The 19,380-nt window shown below is 74.2% G+C and carries 19 protein-coding genes; 5 read left to right on the top strand and 14 right to left on the bottom strand.

Features of this window, described 5'->3' with window-relative positions:
- The first annotated feature begins 9 nt into the window (after positions 1-9).
- Complete coding sequence (gene upp, locus ABEA81_RS03340) at positions 10-633, top strand: uracil phosphoribosyltransferase (protein WP_345603132.1); 624 nt, start codon at positions 10-12, stop codon at positions 631-633.
- On the opposite strand, the gene ABEA81_RS03335 is transcribed toward upp, so the two are convergent.
- Positions 630-1,091: a flavodoxin family protein gene (locus ABEA81_RS03335; RefSeq protein ID WP_345603288.1), complete on the bottom strand. Its 462-nt coding sequence runs from the start codon at positions 1,089-1,091 to the stop codon at positions 630-632. The genes upp and ABEA81_RS03335 overlap by 4 nt on opposite strands.
- A 63-nt stretch (positions 1,092-1,154) precedes the next feature.
- On the opposite strand from ABEA81_RS03335, the gene ABEA81_RS03330 reads away from it, so the two are divergent.
- Positions 1,155-1,904, top strand: coding sequence for a GDSL-type esterase/lipase family protein (locus tag ABEA81_RS03330; RefSeq protein ID WP_345603131.1), 750 nt, complete (start codon positions 1,155-1,157; stop codon positions 1,902-1,904).
- A gap of 77 nt (positions 1,905-1,981) precedes the next feature.
- On the opposite strand, the gene ABEA81_RS03325 is transcribed toward ABEA81_RS03330, so the two are convergent.
- From ABEA81_RS03325 to ABEA81_RS03315, 3 genes are read right to left on the bottom strand one after another with little or no spacing between them, the layout of a single operon-like run.
- The gene (locus ABEA81_RS03325) at positions 1,982-3,583 is read right to left on the bottom strand and encodes a phospho-sugar mutase (protein WP_345603130.1); all 1,602 of its coding nucleotides are present in this window, start codon (positions 3,581-3,583) and stop codon (positions 1,982-1,984) included.
- Complete coding sequence (locus ABEA81_RS03320) at positions 3,583-4,371, bottom strand: purine-nucleoside phosphorylase (protein WP_345603129.1); 789 nt, start codon at positions 4,369-4,371, stop codon at positions 3,583-3,585. The genes ABEA81_RS03325 and ABEA81_RS03320 overlap by 1 nt, the downstream gene beginning before the upstream one ends.
- Before the next feature lie 10 nt (positions 4,372-4,381).
- On the bottom strand, positions 4,382-6,001 hold the full coding sequence (locus ABEA81_RS03315) for a serine/threonine-protein kinase (protein ID WP_345603128.1): 1,620 nt from the start codon (positions 5,999-6,001) through the stop codon (positions 4,382-4,384).
- Between the two features lie 425 nt (positions 6,002-6,426).
- On the opposite strand from ABEA81_RS03315, the gene ABEA81_RS03310 reads away from it, so the two are divergent.
- The gene (locus ABEA81_RS03310; protein WP_345603127.1) at positions 6,427-7,662 is read left to right on the top strand and encodes an amidohydrolase; all 1,236 of its coding nucleotides are present in this window, start codon (positions 6,427-6,429) and stop codon (positions 7,660-7,662) included.
- Between the two features lie 101 nt (positions 7,663-7,763).
- On the opposite strand, the gene ABEA81_RS03305 is transcribed toward ABEA81_RS03310, so the two are convergent.
- Entirely contained in the window at positions 7,764-9,167 is a 1,404-nt protein-coding gene (locus ABEA81_RS03305; RefSeq protein WP_345603126.1) for an NAD(P)H-quinone dehydrogenase, read from the bottom strand.
- A 74-nt stretch (positions 9,168-9,241) separates the two neighbouring features.
- On the opposite strand from ABEA81_RS03305, the gene ABEA81_RS03300 reads away from it, so the two are divergent.
- A complete protein-coding gene (locus tag ABEA81_RS03300) occupies positions 9,242-9,691 on the top strand; it encodes a gamma-glutamylcyclotransferase (protein ID WP_345603125.1) in 450 nt (149 codons plus the stop codon).
- Between the two features lie 4 nt (positions 9,692-9,695).
- On the opposite strand, the gene ABEA81_RS03295 is transcribed toward ABEA81_RS03300, so the two are convergent.
- Positions 9,696-10,205: a DUF559 domain-containing protein gene (locus ABEA81_RS03295; protein WP_345603124.1), complete on the bottom strand. Its 510-nt coding sequence runs from the start codon at positions 10,203-10,205 to the stop codon at positions 9,696-9,698.
- A 686-nt stretch (positions 10,206-10,891) separates the two neighbouring features.
- On the opposite strand from ABEA81_RS03295, the gene ABEA81_RS03290 reads away from it, so the two are divergent.
- Positions 10,892-11,251: a hypothetical protein gene (locus ABEA81_RS03290; protein ID WP_345603123.1), complete on the top strand. Its 360-nt coding sequence runs from the start codon at positions 10,892-10,894 to the stop codon at positions 11,249-11,251.
- Between the two features lie 3 nt (positions 11,252-11,254).
- Here the strand turns inward: ABEA81_RS03290 and ABEA81_RS03285 are convergent, their stop codons facing one another.
- The 8 genes from ABEA81_RS03285 to ABEA81_RS03250 all read right to left on the bottom strand — a co-directional run bounded on the left by ABEA81_RS03285 (position 11,255) and on the right by ABEA81_RS03250 (position 19,358).
- The gene (locus ABEA81_RS03285) at positions 11,255-12,043 is read right to left on the bottom strand and encodes an ESX secretion-associated protein EspG (RefSeq protein WP_345603121.1); all 789 of its coding nucleotides are present in this window, start codon (positions 12,041-12,043) and stop codon (positions 11,255-11,257) included.
- A gap of 127 nt (positions 12,044-12,170) precedes the next feature.
- A complete protein-coding gene (locus tag ABEA81_RS03280) occupies positions 12,171-12,404 on the bottom strand; it encodes a hypothetical protein (protein ID WP_345603119.1) in 234 nt (77 codons plus the stop codon).
- Between the two features lie 473 nt (positions 12,405-12,877).
- Positions 12,878-13,342 carry a GNAT family N-acetyltransferase gene (locus ABEA81_RS03275; RefSeq protein WP_345603117.1) on the bottom strand — a complete coding sequence of 155 codons (465 nt, stop codon included), beginning with the start codon at positions 13,340-13,342 and terminating at the stop codon, positions 12,878-12,880.
- 87 nt (positions 13,343-13,429) lie between these two features.
- Entirely contained in the window at positions 13,430-15,199 is a 1,770-nt protein-coding gene (locus ABEA81_RS03270; RefSeq protein ID WP_345603115.1) for an acetyl/propionyl/methylcrotonyl-CoA carboxylase subunit alpha, read from the bottom strand.
- 247 nt (positions 15,200-15,446) lie between these two features.
- Complete coding sequence (locus ABEA81_RS03265; protein WP_345603114.1) at positions 15,447-16,316, bottom strand: TIGR04222 domain-containing membrane protein; 870 nt, start codon at positions 16,314-16,316, stop codon at positions 15,447-15,449.
- 106 nt (positions 16,317-16,422) lie between these two features.
- Positions 16,423-16,866: a SufE family protein gene (locus ABEA81_RS03260; protein ID WP_345603113.1), complete on the bottom strand. Its 444-nt coding sequence runs from the start codon at positions 16,864-16,866 to the stop codon at positions 16,423-16,425.
- Positions 16,863-17,753 (bottom strand): sulfurtransferase, encoded by an 891-nt coding sequence (locus ABEA81_RS03255; RefSeq protein ID WP_345603111.1) that lies wholly within the window; start codon positions 17,751-17,753, stop codon positions 16,863-16,865. Before ABEA81_RS03255 ends, ABEA81_RS03260 begins: the two co-directional genes overlap by 4 nt.
- A 24-nt stretch (positions 17,754-17,777) precedes the next feature.
- Positions 17,778-19,358, bottom strand: a complete 1,581-nt coding sequence (locus ABEA81_RS03250; RefSeq protein WP_345603110.1) for a cation:proton antiporter — start codon at positions 19,356-19,358, stop codon at positions 17,778-17,780.
- Between the last annotated feature and the right edge of the window lie 22 nt (positions 19,359-19,380).

Here is a 19,380-nt window from a genome sequence, read left to right as displayed (position 1 = left end):
CTCTGCGGCATGGACGTGCAGGTCGTCGACCACCCACTGGCCAAGGCCCGGCTCTCGGAGCTGCGCGACGCGCGCACGGACAACGCGGCGTTCCGCGCCGCACTGCGCGACCTCACGCTCATGCTGATCTACGAGGCCACCCGCGACGCCCCGCTGGCCACGGCCCCGCTGCACACGCCGGTGGCCCGCACCACCGGATACCGGCTCGCCACGCCGCCGCTGCTCGTGCCCGTGCTGCGGGCGGGGCTGGGCATGGCCGACGCCGCGCTGGGCCTCATGCCGGAGGCGCAGATGGGCTTCGTGGGCCTCGCGCGCGACGAGGACACCCACCGCCCGGTGCCGTACATGGAGTCGCTGCCCGCCTCGCTGGAGGGCAGGCCGGTGTTCGTGCTCGACCCGATGCTCGCCACCGGCGGCTCCATGGCCCACACCATCCGGCTGCTCACCGAGCGCGGCGCCACCGACGTCACCGGGATCTGCGTGCTCGCCGCGCCGGAGGGCATCGCCCACCTGCGCGACAGCGGTCTCCCGGTGCGGGTCATCACCTCCAGCATCGACGAGCGCCTGAACGACTCCGCGTTCATCGTGCCGGGCCTCGGCGACGCGGGGGACCGTCAGTTCGGCGCCATCTAGGACCCTTCCGGCGCGACCCCCGCCGCCAGGACCGCACCCAGCTCGTAGCACGCGTCCAGCGCCGCCTTGTCGGGCGCGCCCATCACCTCGACGGGCGCGGCGGCGCGCGTCCAGCCCATGCCGTCGGTGATCGACCCGATGGCCCGCACCGCACCCTCCACCCCGAGGTTGCCGTGCACGTAGCAGCCGTACGGCAGGCCGCGCGTGTCGTCGCGGCAGACGTAGTAGACGGTGTCGAAGAAGTGCTTGAGAGCGCCCGACATGTACCCGATGTTCGCCGGCGTGCCGAGCACCACCGCGTCGGCGGCGAGCAGGTCCGAGGCCGTCGCGGCGAGCGCGGCGCGGCGGACCACGTCGACGCCGGTGATCTCCGGGTCGGACGCGCCGCGCACGACCGCGTCGAGCAGCTCCGCGGTGGCGGGCGACGGCGTGTGGTGGACGATCAGCAACCGGGCCACGAAAGGCATGCTCCCATCCCCGCCCGGCGGATAGATTGGCCTGCGGGCGGACGAAGGGGCGGGATGGCGGGCGTCGGTTCTCTGGTCGGTCGTGGGCTGCTCGTGATCGTGGTGCTCGGGATGGTGCTGGTGGGGGTGAGCGCGGGCGCCGTCCCGGTGCAGCGCAGCGCCGCGGCGGTGCCGGCACCGCCGCCGGCATCGCGGCCGGCCGTGTTGCGGGTCATGCCACTGGGCGCGTCCAGCACGGTGGGGGCCGGCAGCCCGGAGACGGCGGGGTACCGGGGGCCGCTGCAGGCGCTGCTCGCGCGCGACGGCGTGGTGGTCGACATGGTCGGCTCGCAGCACGGCGGCCCCGCCTCGGTGCCCGATCTCGACTACGAGGGCTACGGTGGCATGACGCTCGAGGACCTGCTCCCGCGCGTCGCGGGATTGGTGCGCCGTGCCGACCCCGACGTCGTGCTGCTGCACACCGGCACGAACGACCTGTTGAAGGGCGCCTCGGCAGCGGAGTCGGCCCGCCGCCTCGACGCCGTCATCGCCCGGATCGTGCAGGTCACCGACGCGGACGTGATCGTCGCCGGCGTGTGGGCACCGCTCAGCGGCGACACGCGGGACCGGACGGAGTTCGAGCGCCTCGCCGCCGGCGTCGTCGCGGGCTTCCGGGAGCGCGGCCACCCGGTGCGCTACGCCGACACCTCCGGGCTGCTGGAGCCCGACGAGCTGGCCGACGGGCTGCACCCGAACGCCGCGGGCTACCGCGTGATCGCCGCGATGTGGGAGCGCCAGATCCTGGACGTCCGCAACCACCCGTGAGTGGGTACGAGTGCTGTATCTACCCACCCCGCCGGCTCCGCCGGCCACCGTCCCCCGTTTCCACTCACGACCCGGCGTCAGGCGCCGAGCAGGGCGGTGACCTCCGCTCGCAGGCCGTCGAGCCGTGACCGGGCGACGGCCCGCGCCGCGGGGAGCGCGGCGGCGCCCGCGACCGGTTCCACCACCTCCAGGTAGGCCTTGAGCTTGGGCTCGGTCCCGGACGGCCGGATGACGAGGCGCTCGCCCTCGCGGCGCAGCACGAGCACGTCCGGTGCGGGCAGCTCGCTCGCCCAGCCCGCGGGCGGGGTCGCGCGCAGCCGCGCCGCGGCCGCGTCCCGCGCCGCGGGGTCCATCCGCAGCGACACGCCTTCCGTCAGGTGCACCCCGTGGGCGACGGCCAGCTCGTCGAGCCGGTCCGGCAGGGCCTGCCCCGCGGCCTTCAGCGTGGCCGCGAGATCGCAGGCCAGTACGGCCGCCGCGATGCCGTCCTTGTCGCGCACGGTGTCCGGGTCGACGCAGTACCCCAGGGCCTCCTCGTACCCGTATACGAGGCCCGGCCCGCCACGGACGATCCACTTGAAGCCGGTGAGCGTCTCGGCGTACCGCGCGCCGTGCGCCGCCGCCACCAGCCGGAGCATCGACGACGACACCACGGTGGTGGCCACGAGCGGGTCCGCGTAGCCGCCGGAGCGCAGCAGGTGGTCGCCGAGCAGCACCCCCGTCTCGTCGCCGCTGAGCAGCCGCCACCCGCTCGCGGTGGGCACGGCGAGTGCGCAGCGGTCAGCGTCCGGGTCGAGGGCGATCGCCAGGTCGGCGTCGACGTCGGCGGCCAGGGTGAGCAGTGCGTCGGTGGCCCCGGGCTCCTCCGGGTTCGGGAAGGTGACCGTGGGGAAGTCGGGGTCTGGCGCGGCCTGCGACCCGACCACGTGCACGTTCGTGAAGCCGGCCCGGTGCAGCGCGTGCACGGCGGTGGCGCCCCCGACGCCGTGCATCGGGGTGAGCGCCACGCGCAGGTCCCGGACCGTCCCGCGGGGCAGCCGGGCGACGCGCTCCAGGTAGGCGTCGGTGACGTCCACCTCGGTGGTCGTCGCGGAGGTCGGGATCGCGACGGCGTGGGGCGCCGCGGCGATCGCGGCCTCGATCTCGGCGTCGGACGGCGGGGCGAGCTGCGCGCCGTCGGCGAGGTAGACCTTGTAGCCGTTGTCGGCGGGCGGGTTGTGCGATGCCGTGATCTGCACGCCCGCCACGGCGCCCAGCTCCCGGACCGCGAACGCGAGCACCGGCGTGGGCAGCGGGCCGGGCAGCACCCGCACCGCGAACCCGGCGCCCGCGAGCACCTGGGCCGCCGCCGTCGCGAACGCCGCCGACCCGTGCCGCGCGTCCCGGCCGACCACGACGGTGCCCCGCTCGCCCCCGCGGGCGAGCCACGCGGCCAACCCGGCCGTCGCCCGCCGGACGACGGCGACGTTCATCCCGGCCGGTCCGGCGCGCACCGGGCCGCGCAGGCCCGCGGTGCCGAAGCGCAGCATCCCGGACATGCGGTCGGCGAGCTCCTCCGCCGCGTCCGCCGTTCCGACCATCGCCGCGGCCAGCACGCGCTGCAGCTCGGTGCGGGTGGCCGGGTCGGGGTCGTCGGCGATCCAGCGCATCGCGGCGACGCGCAGCTCGGGACGGAGCATCAGGCCCGCTCGATCAGGTCGCGCAGCAGCGCCCCCATCCGCCCGGCCGCCGCGGCACCGGCGGCCAGCACCTCGTGGTGGTCCAGCGGCTCGCCGGTGATGCCCGCCGCGAGGTTCGTGACGAGCGACAGGCCGAAGACCTCCACGCCCTCGGCCCGCGCCGCGATCGCCTCCAGCACCGTCGACATGCCGACGAGGTCGGCCCCGAGCAGGCGGAACATGCGGATCTCCGCGGGCGTCTCGAAATGCGGGCCGGGCAGCCCGACGTAGACGCCCTCGGCGAGCTCCGGGTCGATCTCGCGGGCGATCGCGCGCAGCCGCGGCGAGTACAGGTCCGTCAGGTCCGTGAAGCGTGGGCCGGAGAGCGGGGAGAGGCTCGTCAGGTTCAGGTGGTCGGAGATCAGCACGGGTTCGCCGACGCGCATGCCGTCGCGGATCCCGCCTGCGGCGTTGGTCAGCACCACCGTTCGGCAGCCCGCCGCGGCGGCCGTGCGCACGCCGTGCACCACGGGCTCGACGCCGTGGCCCTCGTAGAGGTGGGTGCGTCCGAGCAGCACGAGGGCGCTGCGCCCACCGACGGGCACGGACCGCACGGTGCCGGAGTGCCCGGCCACCCCCGGCGGGCGGAAGCCGGGCAGGTCGGCCATCGCGAGCTCGTGCTCGGGCGTGCCGATCACGTCGGCGGCGGGGCGCCACCCGGAGCCCAGCACCACGGCGACGTCGTGGCTGTCCACACCGGTGGCCTTCGCGATGGCCGCAGCCGCGGCGGCGGGGTCGTCGGCGTTCATGGCCGGCAGCCTATGCGGTGGTCGGGGCGAACCCTTCCACGAGCAGCTGGAAGAGGTCGGCCGACGTCTCTCCCGCGGCGCGCTGCGGCACGGTGAGCGTGACCGTCCACGCGCCCTTCCCCGCGGGCTCGATGTGCCGCCACGACGTGCGCTCGGTGTCGGTGTACCGCAGCTGGACGGCGCCGTCGGCCGTCTCGGTCGGGCCGTCCAGCACGGTGCCGGACACCTCCTGGCCCGCCTCGGCGGACGCGGTCCGCTGCACCGTGAGCTCCTCGCTGCCGTCCGGGCTCACGAAGCTGACCGACGGTTGCCCGTCCGCCGGTTCGTGCGGGAACGCGGTCCAGCCGCGGGGCACCGGCATCGTGAAGCCGAGCTGGTCGCTGTGCTGGGCGAGCTCGGTGCTCGCCGACGTCACGTTCAGCGTGGTCTCGGGGGACTGGCCGCCCAGCAGGCGGGTGGCGGTCCAGCCGCCCAGGATCCCGGCCAGCACGACGGCCGCCCCGGCGAGGACGTACCCGACCGCGGCGAGGCCGGTGACCCCGCCGCGTGGAGCGGGCTCCGCGACGAAGCCCCCGGAGCTCGACGACGAGCGCGGCAGGCCCGGCAGCGGGCCCGGCGCCGGGGCGAGCGGTGCGCCGCCGACCGGGGCGCGCGCACCCGTCGGGTCGGGCGCCAGGGGCGCCGGGGCCGGGCGCGGACCGGACATCTCGCTGCGCGGCGCCGGTGCGGGTACGTGGATGCCGGCCCCGATCGTGGGAGCGTCCGGCGAGCCGGGGTAGACCGGGTCGTCCGGGTCCTCGATGAGCGGCCGCAGGCGCTGGCGCACCTCCTCGAGCGGCATCCGCGCTTCGGGCTCCTTGCGCATCAACGCGACGATCACGTCCGCGACCGGCCCGGACCCGCGGGGCCGGGGCACGTCGCCGTCCACGACCTCGGTGATCGTGGCGACCGGGTCGCCGCCCACGTCGTAGGGCGGGCGGCCCTCGACGGCGGCGAACAGCGTGGCGCCCAGTCCCCACAGGTCCGCAGCGGGCGTGACGGCCTTGCCCATCGCCACCTCGGGCGCGATGTACGCGGGCGAGCCCAGCACCAGCCCCGCGCTCGTCATCGGTGCGTCGGCCACGTTGCGGGCGATGCCGAAGTCGGTGAGCTTGACGCGGCCGTCGTCGGCGATGAGCACGTTGCCGGGCTTCACGTCGCGGTGGGTGATCCCGCTGCGGTGCGCCGCGCGCAGCCCGCCCGCCGTCGCGAACCCGACGACCGCGACCTGCGACATCGTGAGCGTGCCGTGCTCACTGATCATCGTGGCGAGGTTGCGCGAGGGCACGAGCTCCATGACGACCACGGGCTCGCCCTCGACGTCGACCACGTCGAAGACGGTGATGATGTTGGGGTGGGACAGACCGCCGAGCGCACGTGCCTCGCGCATGATCCGTTCCCGCGCCTCGGCGGCCTCGTGGGAGGGCACACCGGGAGGGACCTTCAGCTCCTTGACCGCGACCCGGCGCTGCAGCACCTCGTCGAAGCCCGACCACACGGTGCCCATGGCACCCGCGCCGAGCTGGCCGGACAGCGTGTAGCGGCCGCCGATCCGCCGCACCCGCTCGCCGTCCGAGCCGTCCTGTCCCACCCACCCATTCTGGCCAGTCGGGGCGCACGCTGCGCCTCCGGCCCCCGATCCCCGATCCGGGTGGTGTCGGCCGCGACGGGCGTCACGGGCCCTCCAGCGGGTAACGCCGGTTCATGTACGGGCCCCGCAGCGCCCTTCCGGGCGGCATCCGGAGGCCCCTCGCGCGCGTAACAGACGCGACGAACGGCACGAGTCCCCGTTCGGCGCGCGGCTCGACGACCGTTCGTCAGCAACTACGGGCCCGCCCGCCTCAGATCGGCAACACCTCGGCGCCGAACCCGCGAACAGACCCAGTTCCGGTTGGTCTACCGCTGTCCGGGTGAGCACGATTGGGAGATGCACGTGAGAGCAGCCTCGATGCGCGGTCCGCTGACGCACCGCGCCGTGGCAGACCGACCGGGGGTCGGCCGGGCCGGTGGTGCCCGGTGACCCTCCTGGAGGCGCATTCCGACCTCGCCGTCGCCGACCTCGACGTTCCCGACCTCGGTGCGGGTAGCGGCCCTGCCTGGCTGGATGCCTGGCTCGACGCCCACCGCGCCGACGTCGTGGGCTGGCGTCGATCGTTCCACGCGGTACCGGAGCTCGGCCGCACCGAGCTCCGCACCACGCAGATGATCGCCAAACGTCTGATGGCGGCCGGCCTCGAGCCCCGCACCCTTCCGGGCGGCACCGGCCTCGTCTGCGACATCGGGTTCGGCGGGCGCTGCGTAGCGCTGCGCGCCGACCTCGACGCGCTGCCCCTCCAGGAGAACACCGGGCTCCCGTTCGCCTCCACGGTCGACGGCGTGATGCACGCCTGCGGCCACGACGCCCACGCCGCGATGCTGCTCGGCGCCGGCCTCGCGCTGGCCTCGGCGCCCGCGTTGCCCGGCCGGGTCCGGCTGATCTTCCAGCCCGCCGAGGAGGTGCAGCCCGGGGGCGCCATCGACATGGTCGCCGACGGCGCCATGGAGGGTGTCGACCGGGTTTTCGCGCTGCACTGCGACCCGCGCCTGGAGGTCGGCAGGCTCGGCACCCGGGTCGGCCCGATCACGTCCGCCTGCGACGTCGTCGAGGTCCGGCTCACGTCGCCCGGCGGCCACACCTCGCGCCCTCACCTCACCGCCGACCTCGTCGAGGCCATCGGCCTGCTCATCACGCAGGTCCCGTTGTTGCTCACCCGGCAGGTCGACCCCCGCTCCGGCACCGTCCTCGTCTGGGGCGCGGTGCAGGCGGGCGAGGCGGCCAACGCGATCCCGCAGCACGGCGTGCTGCGGGGCACCCTGCGCACGGCCGACCACGCCACGTGGGGTGAGCTGGAGGACACCATCCAGCGGCTCGTGGAGTCCGTGCTCGCCCCCACCGGAGTGACCTACGAGCTCGAGCACATCCGCGGCGTCCCGCCGGTCGTCAACGAGGCGGTCAGCTCCGGCATGCTCGCCGGCGCCGCCGTCACCGTCGGTGGCCCGGACGCCTCGGCCGAGACGCAGCAGTCCAGCGGTGGCGAGGACTTCGCCTGGTACCTCGAGCACGTCCCGGGGGCGATGGCGCGGCTGGGCGTCTGGCCCGGTCACGGCGCGATGCGCGACATCCACCAGCCCACGTTCGACCTGGACGAGCGCGCCCTCCCCTTCGGGGTCCGCGTACTCACCCACGCCGCCCTCACCGCCCTGACGGCCTGACCTGCGGCGCGCCGGGACTCGCCCCCACACCGTGGGGGCGAGTCCCGCGTTCCGTGGCCGGAGTTCCGCGCTCGCGGCGAGCGTCGATGCGCTGTTCGACGTCAGTCGAGGTCGCCGTGGCGCATCAGCTGCCGCCCGGCCTCGGTGATCGACCCCGACAACGACGGGTAGACCGAGAACGTGTGGGCCAGGTCGGCCACCGTCAGCCCGTTCTGCACGGCGAGGGCGATCGGCAGGATCAGCTCGCTCGCGACCGGAGCGACCACGACACCGCCGACCACGACGCCGGTGGCCGGGCGGCAGAACAGCTTCACGAACCCGCGACGCAGCCCCTGCATCTTCGCGCGCGGGTTGGTCGAGAGCGGGAGCATGATCGTGCGGGCCGGAACCTCGCCTGCGTCGATCGCCCGCTGGCTGATCCCGACGGTGGCGATCTCCGGACGGGTGAACACGGCGGCCGCCACCGTCTTGAGCTTGATCGGCGCCACGCCCTCACCGAGCGCGTGCCACATGGCGATCCGGCCCTGCATGGCGGCGACCGACGCGAGCATGAGCAGGCCCGTGCAGTCGCCGGCCGCGTACACGCCGGGCACGGAGGTGCGTGACACGCGGTCGACCGGGATGAACCCGCCGCGCCCGGTCTCGACGCCGATCTTCTCCAGGCCCAGGTCGGCGGTGTTCGGCACGGAGCCGACCGTCATGAGCGCGTGCGATCCCGTGACCGTGCGGCCGTCGGCGAGGGTGACGACGACGCCGTCGCCGTCGCGCTTCACCGAGTCGGCGCGGGCCTGGGACAGGATCTCGACGCCGCGTTCGGTGAAGACGTCCTGGAGCACGGCGGCCGCGTCGGCGTCCTCACCGGGCAGCACGCGGTCGCGGCTCGACACCAACGTGACGTGGGCCCCGAGCTCGACGTACGCCGAGACGAACTCGGCACCGGTGACCCCCGAACCGATCACGATCAGGTGCTCGGGCAGCTCCTGCAGGTCGTACAGCTGGCGCCAGGTCAGGATCCGCTCGCCGTCGGGCACGGCGTCGGGCAGCACGCGCGGCGTGGCGCCGGTGGCGACGAGCACGACGTCGGCCGGGAGCTCCTCGCCCGCCCCGTCGGCCGTGCGGGCATCGACGAGGTGCGGCGCGTGTGCCGAGGCCTTCTCGCTGAAGGCGGCCGTGCCCCGGATGATCCGCACGCCCTCCCGCTCGACCCGGGCCCGGACGTCGGCCGACTGGGCGAGCGCGAGCCCCTTGACCCGCGCGTGCACCGTGGGCAGGTCCACGCCGATCGCGTGCGGATCCGTCGTGACACCGAGGTCGGGCGCCCGGTGCATGTCGACCCGGACCCCCGCGGACGAGATGAAGGTCTTCGACGGCACGCAGTCGTCGAGCACGCACGCGCCGCCCATGCCTGCGCGCTCCACGAGCGTGACGTCGCTGCCGTGCTGGGCAGCCACCAAGGCGGCCTCGTAGCCCGCCGGTCCGCCACCCATGATCACGATCCGCGTCACCGGAGCACGCCCTTCCTGTCCGTTTTTCGTTCCCCGAGCACGGTACGCGGGAGGCGCCGCTCTACTCTGTGGCGGTGCCGCTGTACGCCGCCTACGGGTCGAACATGGATCCCGCCCAGATGAAGGAGCGTGCCCCGCACTCGCCGATGGCGGGTACCGGGTGGCTCATGGGATGGCGGCTCACATTCGGCGGCGAGGACTTCGGCTGGGAGGGCGCGCTCTCCACCGTGGTCGAGGACCCGGGCTCGCAGGTGTTCGTCGTGCTCTACGACGTCTCCGAGCTCGATGCCGCCCAGCTCGACCGCTGGGAGGGCGGCGAGCTCGGGCTGCACAAGAAGCTGCGGTTGCGGGTGCACACCCTGGAGGGCGACGTGCTCGCCTGGATCTACGTGCTGGACGCCTACGAGGGTGGGCTCCCGAGCGCGCGCTACCTGGGGGTCATCGCGGACGCCGCCGAGCAGGCCGGCGCGCCCGACGACTACGTCGCGGCACTGCGCAGCCGTCCGAGCCGCAAGTCGCTCTGACGCCTCACCACGTATGGCCCCGAGTGGCGAAAGCCGCCCGCAGGGCAACCACGACCCGGGTGAACGAGCGCAGATCCTCCTTCGTGACAACCACGACGATCCAGCCGCGACGCGTGAGGTCGGCCCGCCTCAGCGCATCGTGCTCCTCCCGCCCGGCGTGGGCGGCGATGCCGTCGTACTCGAGCGCGATGCGCAGCTGTGGCCAGGCGAGATCGAGCCGGTAGATCTCCCGCCCTGTCGCGTCGGCGATCGGCCAGTTCACCTCGGGTACAGGAAGCCCGTTCTCGACCACGAGCAGCCGGATCCAGCTCTCGGCAGGTGAGTCGGCGCGTTCCGAGGCGAGGTCGAGCAAGCCTGCCGCGCGTACGGTGCCACGCGGATCCAGGCGTTGTTCCAGCCGCATGGCGACCTGCTTGCGGAACACCGGGTGGGCCTCGCGCGCTCGTGCAAGAGCCTGATCGACGACGGCGAGCGCGTCCTGCGGGCGGAGCCCGCAGAGCAGGTCGGCGATCACCCGGTCGAGCGGCAGTACGCGCAGTCCGTCGACCTCCTCGACGTCGTGTGCGAATCCCGATCCGTGGTGGACGACGAGACCCTCGCGGCTGCGTGTGCGGCACCCGTAAGGGAGCAGGATGTGCGTCGTTGTCGACTCGACGGCGTCGCAGCCGTGGACGGCGGCCGCTGTGACGCCGGTGAGAACCGAACGGGGCCCCGCGGAGAGAAGTGCAGCGGCTCCCCGTGTGCGTGGGTCGAGCAGCCGGGACGGGTCGACCAGCACTCCCCGCCACAGCTTCTGCAGCTCGCCGCCGCGGACGGCGTTCGCGATCCTCGTCGCTCCGAAGCGAGCGACCAGGTCGGAGCGCCGGTGTGCGCCGTGCAGGCCGGGAACCGGAAGTGCCATGGCGACAACGATGCGCTGGTCGAGGTCGGTCTGGTGGAGCTTCCACGGAGCTGTGGACAACTGGGCGGTGATGTGGACAACTCGTGGCGTTCCGCTGGGCGGACCCTTCTCAGAGCGTGGCGTCTCGGCGGATGACACGGGAACTCGCCCGTTCGATGCGAGACTCGCTGGCTCCTGGGGGCCTCGCCCATCGGAGCGGGGAACTCGCCCCTCGAGGATGGGGGACTCGCGGGTGGGTCGGGGGTGGCTCCGGGCGATCCCCGATGCCCGGGAGTGCGCCGCGGCGGAGCATCGCAGGCATGACCACCCTGCCTGCCACGTCCCGCGTACCCGTCGGCGCCGCGCTGCTCGCCGGGGTCGGCGCGCAGCTCGTGGACGACGTCGCCTACTTCGTGCTCCCGCCGACCGCGCTGCTGGCCCCCCTGAGCGGGCTGGTCGCGATCCTGCTCACCGCGGCCGCCGCCCGTGTCGTCACCCGCAACCGCACCGGGGCCGCCGTGGCCCGCACCGGGCTCGCCGTCGGCGCGGTGTCGGCGGGCGTGGGCCTCCTCGTGTCCGGGCTCGGGTTCCTGGCGATCGTGCTCGCCGGGCTGACCGTGCTCGCCGGCGTGGCCGGGGCCGTCGCCGGGCGCGGGCTGGCGGCAGGGCTCGACGAGTAGCGCTCAGCCGCGCGCCGCGGCGACGGCGGTGCCGAGCAGGTCGGCGATGCGGTGCCGCAGCTGCCGGTCGTCGGCCGGGGCGATGGTCGCCCACTCGACGCCGTCCTCGCCGGTGCTGCGGGTGAGCAGGTAGCGGCCCCGCGGCCCGTCGAGCACGCCGATCACGCCGCCCGCCCGGCGCAGGACGCCCCACCGATCGGAGCCGAGCGCCACGACCTGGGCCCGCCGCCGGGTGCCTGCGACCATCGCCGTGAGCAGCGCCGCGTCGGGCGGCGCCACCCCGGCATCGACCAGCGCCGGCCGCGCCCGGGCGGCGGGCGCCGTGGCGAGCACCGCGCTGGGCACCGTGCACGCCCGGCCGGGGCCGCGGTCGGCAGGCGGGAACGCCCCGAGCAGCCCGATCGGGAGCGAGCCGCACGCCGTGACGGTGACCGTGTCGCCCTCGCGCAGCGCGAGGGCGCCGGTGCCGTGCCGGCCGGCAGCGAGCACCCGGACCTCGCGGCCCCACCACGCCCGCAACTCGAGCTGCTGGTCGGGACGCGCGAGCAGGTGCAGGAGCCGGGCGAGCTCCGGGTCGGGGCCGTCGGACCCGCCGAGCCCGCGCTCGCGCAGTGCCCGCCACGCGGTGCCCTGCACCGACCGCCGTTCGGCGTGGGTGCGCCCGGGGGAGGCGAGCTGCAGGACGACCGGGGTGGGCGCCAGCCCGAGCCACTCCCACAGCACGTCGAACTCGGCGGTGGTGAGGACGTGCCGGCGGGTGTCGTGGGAGAGGACGGGTATGGGTTCGGCCACGAGCCGGGACGCTAGGTGGCCGGTTCGTCCCGGGACGGCCGTTCGCGCGGAAACGTGTGCGAGTGCGAACGGCGGTGAACACGCCGACGGCCGGTGCGGGGCCCCACACCGGCCGTCGGCAGGTCGATCAGCTCGTCCGGGCCAGCGCAGCGTCGGTGGTGCGGCACCCGGTGAGCGGGCAGAGCGTCGTGCAGGCGAGGCGGCGGTGGAGCTCCGCGTCGCCGCGGGTGCCGGCGAAGGGCCAGCTCCCGGTGAACCGCTGCAGGTACCAGTAGAGGAACAGGTAGTCCGGGTCAGCGGTGTCGGTGACGAACACCGGACGCCCCGGCAGCCGGCGGACCCAGCTGGCGTAGGCGTTCATCGCAGGGGCAGGGGGTCGGCTGGCCCGCCGGGTGGAGAGCCAGTCCTCCGACCGACGCCTCCAGGACTGGAGGGCGAGCGGGTGGAGGGTGGCTCCGGGCAGCTCTCGGACGTTGGTGGTGAACACGGAGGTCGGTCGCCCGTCGCTGCGCGGGTACGCAGCGGAGACGAGGGTGAGCAGGGAGTGGGGGCCGGGAATCGGCCCGTCGGTATGGATATGACTAGTGATGTAGGTGTCGGGGGGCATGACGGATCCTGGTCGCCGGAGGGGACTGCTGGCGTGTTCACGGCGCGGCCTGAGCCAGCGTGGTGAACGGATCCGCGGCGCGGCGCTCCGCGTGGCGGGATCACCGGGCCCCGTGGTCGGTTGTCACACGGGTAGTCACTGCTTTCCGCTATGCACTTGTTCAGCACGGTGCGGGTTGCTGTGGAATCACCTGGCCCGTCGACGTTAATTCGGCGTGTAGTCGATCGTCAACCGTCAGTCGCCAGTCGGCCGGTGATGTGCACGTCCACCCGGCGCCCGTCGACCACCCACGCCTCGCGCTTGCGCCCCTCCACCCGGAATCCGCACTTCTCCGCGAGGCGTCCGGAGGCGAGGTTGCCGTCCGCCCAGGCGTAGGTGACGTGGTGCAGGCCGAGCCCGCCGAACGCGAACCGCAGCACGGCGGAGAGGGCGGTGGCGGTCATCCCGCGCCCGCGCGCCGCCGGGAGCGCCAGGCAGGCGACATCCGCGGTGCCGTGGCAGAGGTCCAGCTCGGCGAGCTCCACCTCGCCGAGCATCTCGCCGGTCGTCGGCTCGCACACGGCCCACGAGCAGCGCTCGTCACGCAGCCACTCGGCCGCCCGCCGCCGGATGTAGGCCTCCGCGTCGGCGGGGTCGGCAGGCGGCCGGTGCCGCCACCGCGCGATCTCCGGGTCGAGGCTGGAGGCGACCACCGCAGGCCGGTCCGTCCACCCTCTCGTCGCAGCGCAGGGCGCGCAGGTACCAGAGACCTGCGTTGATCTCGACCGGTTCCAGGTCCTTCAGTCCTTGATCTCGCAGATGACGGTGCCCTGGGACACCGAGCTGCCCTGTGCGGCCGCGAGGCCCGTGATCGTGCCGGCCTTGTGCGCCGTGACCGGGTTCTCCATCTTCATCGCCTCCAGGACGACGACGAGGTCACCCGCCGAGACCGTGTCGCCGTCCGACACGGCGACCTTGATGATCGTGCCCTGCATCGGCGCGGTGACGGCGTCGCCGGACGCGGCCGAACCGCCCTTGCCGCCGCCGCGCTTGCGGGGCGGGGCCTTCGCCGCAGCGGCCTGGCCGCCCCCGATCGCGAGGTCGCCGGGCAGCGACACCTCCAGCCGGCGCCCGCCCACCTCGACCACGACCGTCTGCCGCGGAGCCGCCTCGGCGTCGGCGCCCTCGCCTCCGGTGAACGGCTCGACCGTGTTGTCCCACTCGGTCTCGATCCAGCGCGTGTGCACGGTGAAGTCCTCGTCGGAAGCAGCGGCGAACGCCGGGTCGTCCACGACGAGGCGGTGGAAGGGCAGCACCGTGGCCATGCCCTCCACCTGGAACTCGGCGAGCGCCCTGCGGGAGCGCTCCAGGGCCTGCGCCCGGTCCGAACCCGTGACGATGAGCTTGGCCAGCAGCGAGTCGAACTGCCCGCCGACGACCGAGCCCGCCTCGACGCCCGCGTCGACCCGCACGCCGGGTCCGGACGGCAGCGTGATCGCGGAGACGGTGCCGGGAGCGGGCAGGAAGTTGCGGCCCGCGTCCTCGCCGTTGATCCGGAACTCGATCGAGTGCCCGCGCGGCTCCGGGTCGGAGAGCAGGTTGAGCACCTCGCCCTCGGCGATGCGGAACTGCTCGCGCACGAGGTCGAGCCCCGAGGTCTCCTCCGAGACCGGGTGCTCCACCTGGAGCCGGGTGTTGACCTCGAGGAACGAGATGAGCCCGTCCTGGCCGACCAGGAACTCGACGGTGCCGGCGCCGTGGTAGCCGGCCTCCTTGCAGATGGCCTTGGCGGCCTCGTGGATCGTGGCCCGCTGCTCGTCGGACAGGAACGGCGCGGGCGCCTCCTCCACGAGCTTCTGGAACCGGCGCTGCAGCGAGCAGTCGCGGGTGCCGACGACGATGACGTTGCCGTGGGTGTCGGCGAGCACCTGCGCCTCGACGTGGCGCGGCTTGTCGAGGTAGCGCTCCACGAAGCACTCGCCGCGCCCGAATGCGGCGACGGCCTCGCGGACCGCCGACTCGTAGAGCTCGCGGATCTCCTTCTTCTCCCGCGCGACCTTCATGCCGCGGCCGCCGCCGCCGAACGCGGCCTTGATGGCGATCGGCAACCCGTGCTCCTCGGCGAACGCCTCCACCTCATCCGGGCCGGAGACCGGCTCGGACGTGCCCGGCACCAGCGGGGCCCCGGCCCGCGTGGCGATGTGCCGCGCGGTGACCTTGTCGCCGAGGTCGCGGATCGCCTGCGGGGTGGGCCCGATCCACGTGATGCCGGCGTCGATCACGGCCTGGGCGAAGCCGGCGTTCTCGGAGAGGAAGCCGTAGCCGGGGTGGATCCCGTCGGCACCCGCCTTGCGGGCGGCGTCGATCACCTTGTCGAAGTCGAGGTAGGACTCGGCCGCCGTGCTGCCGCCCAGCCCGAACGCCTCGTCCGCCAGCCGGACGAACGGCGCGTCGCGGTCGGGGTCCGCGTACACGGCGACGCTCGTGATCCCGGCGTCGCGACATGCCCGGACGACCCGGACAGCGATCTCCCCGCGGTTGGCCACGAGGACCTTGCTCAAACGCGGCACGGTCGGCCTCCTGGAGTGGCGTGCCCCGGGAACCTGTGCCCCGGCGCAGTGGTTACCCGGGAGTTTAGGGATCGATGCGCGATCAACGGACCGTGGTGTGACCGATGCCGGTCCGGCCGGACCCGTCCCCCGCAGCCCCGTCACCCCTCGAGACGACGCTGCGGGGGCGAGGTGGTTGCGACCGTGCCCGACGTGCGGTTGCGTCAGGCGTCGCGATCACCTCGGCCGATCCCCCGGCGGCGGCGGCTCACCCCCGGTTGCCGCCACCGCCACCTCCGCCGTCACCCCCTCCGCTGACGGCGAGACCCGAGGTCCGCGTGGCCCTCACCTGGGGTGCGATCTCCCTGGCGAGACCGGGCGCGGACGCCGCGAGCGCCCCCGTGCCGAAGAGCCCGATCCCCAGTGCGGCGCCGGCGGGCCCTCGCGACTGCCAGTCCGGTTCCCCGTCCGGTGCGAGTGCACGGTGCCGGTCGCGCAGCGCGGCAAGCGCGCGGTTGCCGCGCCGGGTGCGCCGGGGCGACAGGGTGAGTTGCACCACGGCCACGGCCGTGACGATCAGGAGCGCGGTGACGAGGAGCCCGACCGGTCGAACTTCGGCGATGTCGGCCAGCACGCGCAGGAGCCCGAGCGCGGCGACCCCGAGCATCCAGAACCCGACCCGCCGGATCCGCCTGCGGCGGTCGTCGGACAGCAGGAACCCACCGGCCACCAGCCGCTCCTCGAGCGCGGCGAGTGCGGGCCGCACCGAGTGGTGGAACACGAGGCGGCGCCGCCCGACCGGGGTGGCCGCCGTGTCGTGGATCGCCTCCTCCAGCGGGTCGGCGGCGGGCTCGAGGCGCCCGACCGCCCGCACCGTGCCGTCGGCGGCCCTGAGCGTGCCGCGCAGGTGCATCGCGCACAGGGCCGACCAGACCGCCAGCTCGCCGCCGCCGGCCAGGTACGCGACGTCGTGGGGCCGGTCGGTGAGGTCGTCGATGGGCTTCGTGGCTCCCGGCTCGGCGAGCGCACGTCGCGCGCAGATGCCGCCTGCCCCGACCGTCGTGGCGATCAGGAGGTAGGCGGACAGGAAGGTCGAACCGGCGATGCCCCAGGTCTCAGCGGTAGCTGCGAGGGCCATCGAACACCTCCTGGGCCGTCTTCATGAGACGGACCACAGTGTTGCGGCCCACACCTGGTGCGCGGAACGTTCTTCACAAGGAATTGAGGTTGCGGGAAAGGCGGCCTCAGGTTGCCGTCGCGGCCCTGACCTGCTTCTTGATCCGCGCGAGCATCGCGGCCATGCCGCGCAACCGCAGCGGGCTCACCGCCTCGCCGAGGCCGAGGGCGGTGTAGAAGTCGTCGGGGACCGCGAGCACGTCGGTGGCCGCCTCGCCGTCCAGGCCGGCGTGCATGATCGACGCGAAGCCGCGCGTGGTGGGCGCCTCCTTCGGGGCCGAGAAGAACAGGTGCACGCGCCGCTCGGGGTCGGAGTCCACCTCGACCGCCAGGAACAGCGGCGACTGGCACTCGTGCACCTGTTCCATCGTGTCGGCCGCGTCGGCGTAGCGGTCCGGCAGCTCGGGCAGCTCCTGCGAGAGCTCCAGCAGCAGCTGCAACCGGTCCTTCGGCCCGACGCCCGCGAAGTCGTCGACCAGCTCCGCGAGCTGCGGAGGCAGGGTTGCCGTCATGCCGATCCGCGCTCCGAGCCCTGCACGATCGGCACGCGGACCGAGTTGCCCCATTCTGTCCAGCTGCCGTCGTAGTTGCGGACCTTCGAGAAGCCGAGCAGGTGGGTCAGCACGAACCAGGTGTGGCTCGACCGCTCGCCGATGCGGCAGTAGGCGATGACGTCGTCGTCCGGCGACAGGCCCTGTTCCTGCTGGTAGATCGCCTCGAGCTCGGCCCGCGGCTTGAACGTGGCGTCCTCGGCCGCCGCGCGGGCCCACGGCACGCTCGCCGCGCCCGGGATGTGGCCGCCGCGCACGGCGCCCTCCTGCGGGTAGTCAGGCATGTGCAGCAGCTCGCCGGAGTACTCGCCCGGTGAGCGCACGTCCACCAGCGGCTTGCCGAGGTGGTCGAGCACCTGCTCCTTGAACGCCCGGATCTGCGAGTCGTCGCGCTGCACGACCGGGTAGTCCACGGGGGTCGGCTTGGGCTGCTCGGTGGTCATCTCGCGGCCCTCGGCCACCCACTTGGCGCGGCCGCCGTCGAGGATCCGCACGTCGGGGTGCCCGAACAGGGAGAACACCCAGAGCGCGTAGGTGGCCCACCAGTTGTTGCGGTCACCGTAGAACACGACCGTGGTGTCGCGCGCGATGCCGCGCTCCGCGCAGATCTGGGCGAAGCGCTCGCCGTCGACGTAGTCGCGGGTGACCGGGTCGTTCAGCTCGGTGTGCCAGTCGACCTTCACCGCGCCCGGGATGTGCCCCGTGTCGTAGAGCAGCACGTCCTCGTCGGACTCCACGACGACGAGTCCGCTGTCATCCAGGTGCTGGGCGAGCCACTCGGTGGTGACCAGGCGCTCCGGGTGCGCGTACACGGCCAGCTTCGGGTCGGTGTCGTTGGGCAGTCCCATGCCGGAGAGGTTAGTCCTGTCGTTTCAGTCGAGCAGGACCGTCCGCAGGTCGAGCCGGTGCAGGACCCGGTCGGCCGCCTCCGGGTCGACACCGGGCTCGCGGCGCGCCGCGAGCACCTCCTCACGGGCGGCGGCCAGCGCGTCCGCCTGGACCTCCATCGCGAGCGCCCGGCCGCGGCGCCGGGCCTCGAACCGGTCGCGTTCCTCGGTGGTCGGCGGGTCGCCGCGTAGCAGCGCCTCGAGCCGCCCCATCCGTTCGTGCAGCGCCGTGGCCGCCTCGTCCGGCAGGTCGGCGGTGCGCTCACGCCGCGACATGCGGGTGAGCGCGGCGCGGCGGGCCCGCAGGGTGAGCTCCTCCTCGGCCGCCCGCTCCGCGTCCGCGTCCGCCTGCACACCGAGCAGCCGCACGAGCAGCGGGAGCGTGAGCCCGGGCCCGATCAAGGTCACGATCAGCACGAAGCACCCGATCACCACGAGCTCCGCGCGGGCCGGGAACGGTCCGTCCACGGTGGCGACCGGGAGCGCGAGGGCGAGGGCGAGGGTCGCCAGGCCCCGCATCCCGCACCAGCCGAGCACCACGGCCTCGCGGCCGGTGACGGGCGCGGCCAACGCGGTGGGCGCGCGCCGGACGAGGAGCCACGCTCCGGCCATCCAGGCCGCCCGGATGCCGACCACCACCCCGCAGACGACGGCGGCGTGCCCGAGCATCTGCGGCAGGTCCGGTCCGGCCGCCTCGACCACCTGCCGCAGGTCCAGCCCGATGAGGCCGAACGCGACGCCCGTGACGAGCAGTTCGACCACGTCCCAGAACGATCGCTGCACGAGGCGTTCCGCCGCCTCGTCCACGGCGCTGGCCGCGCGCAGCTGGAGCGCGACCACGACGACGGCGACGACCCCGGACGCGTGCAGCTCCTCGGCGGCGAGGTAGACCGCGAACGGCAGCACGAGGGTGAGCGCGCTGCGGCCGGTGGGGTCGGCTACCCGGTCGGTGATCCAGCGGGCGATGCCGGCGAAGAGGATCCCCAGCGCGGCCGCGGCGACCACGCCGAGCACGAACCGCACCAGCAAGCCGGAGGGCGACAGCTCGCTGCCCTGGACGGTGGCGAGCACGGCGGTCTGGAACACGACGAGCGCCGTGGCGTCGTTGAAGAGGCCCTCGCTCTGCAGCACCGACAGCAACCGGCGTGGCATCCGGACCGGCCCGGCGACGGCCTCGACCGCCACCGGGTCCGGCGGTGCGACCATCGCGCCCAGCGCCAAGGCCGCGGTGAGCGTGATGCCGGGCACGAGCGCGAGCGCGGTGCCGGCCACCGCCGCGATCGTCACGGCCACGAGCGCGACGGCGAGCAGCGCGATGCTGCGCCAGCGGGCCCGGAACAGCGCCCACGACGTGCGCTGGGCCGTGGCGAAGAGCAGCGGTGGGAGGAACAGCGGGAGGATCAGGTCGGGATCGAGGTCGAACGCGTCCGGCAGTCCCGGCACGGCCGCGACCACGACCCCGAGCAGCACCATCAGCGCCGGCCACGGCAGCCGCGTCCGGTCGCCGACCCCGACCAGGAGCACGGCCGCGAGCATCAGGCCGACGACGAGCAGCAGTACCTCCACGGGCACAGCCTGCCTCGGTCGT

It is taken from the genome of Pseudonocardia adelaidensis (genome assembly GCF_039543345.1).
In the GTDB taxonomy this organism is placed as follows: Bacteria; Actinomycetota; Actinomycetes; order Mycobacteriales; family Pseudonocardiaceae; genus Pseudonocardia; species Pseudonocardia adelaidensis.
This window is presented reverse-complemented; position numbering and strand designations above follow the sequence as displayed.

Coding starts and splice junctions, on each gene's coding strand:
- upp (WP_345603132.1), top strand. CDS start 10: ATGGACGTGCAGGTCGTCGACCACCCACTGGCCAAGGCCCGGCTCTCG.
- ABEA81_RS03330 (WP_345603131.1), top strand. CDS start 1,155: ATGGCGGGCGTCGGTTCTCTGGTCGGTCGTGGGCTGCTCGTGATCGTG.
- ABEA81_RS03325 (WP_345603130.1), bottom strand. CDS start 3,583: ATGCTCCGTCCCGAGCTGCGCGTCGCCGCGATGCGCTGGATCGCCGAC.
- ABEA81_RS03320 (WP_345603129.1), bottom strand. CDS start 4,371: ATGAACGCCGACGACCCCGCCGCCGCGGCTGCGGCCATCGCGAAGGCC.
- ABEA81_RS03290 (WP_345603123.1), top strand. CDS start 10,892: ATGACCACCCTGCCTGCCACGTCCCGCGTACCCGTCGGCGCCGCGCTG.
- ABEA81_RS03280 (WP_345603119.1), bottom strand. CDS start 12,404: ATGAACGCCTACGCCAGCTGGGTCCGCCGGCTGCCGGGGCGTCCGGTG.
- ABEA81_RS03265 (WP_345603114.1), bottom strand. CDS start 16,316: ATGGCCCTCGCAGCTACCGCTGAGACCTGGGGCATCGCCGGTTCGACC.
- ABEA81_RS03260 (WP_345603113.1), bottom strand. CDS start 16,866: ATGACGGCAACCCTGCCTCCGCAGCTCGCGGAGCTGGTCGACGACTTC.
- ABEA81_RS03255 (WP_345603111.1), bottom strand. CDS start 17,753: ATGGGACTGCCCAACGACACCGACCCGAAGCTGGCCGTGTACGCGCAC.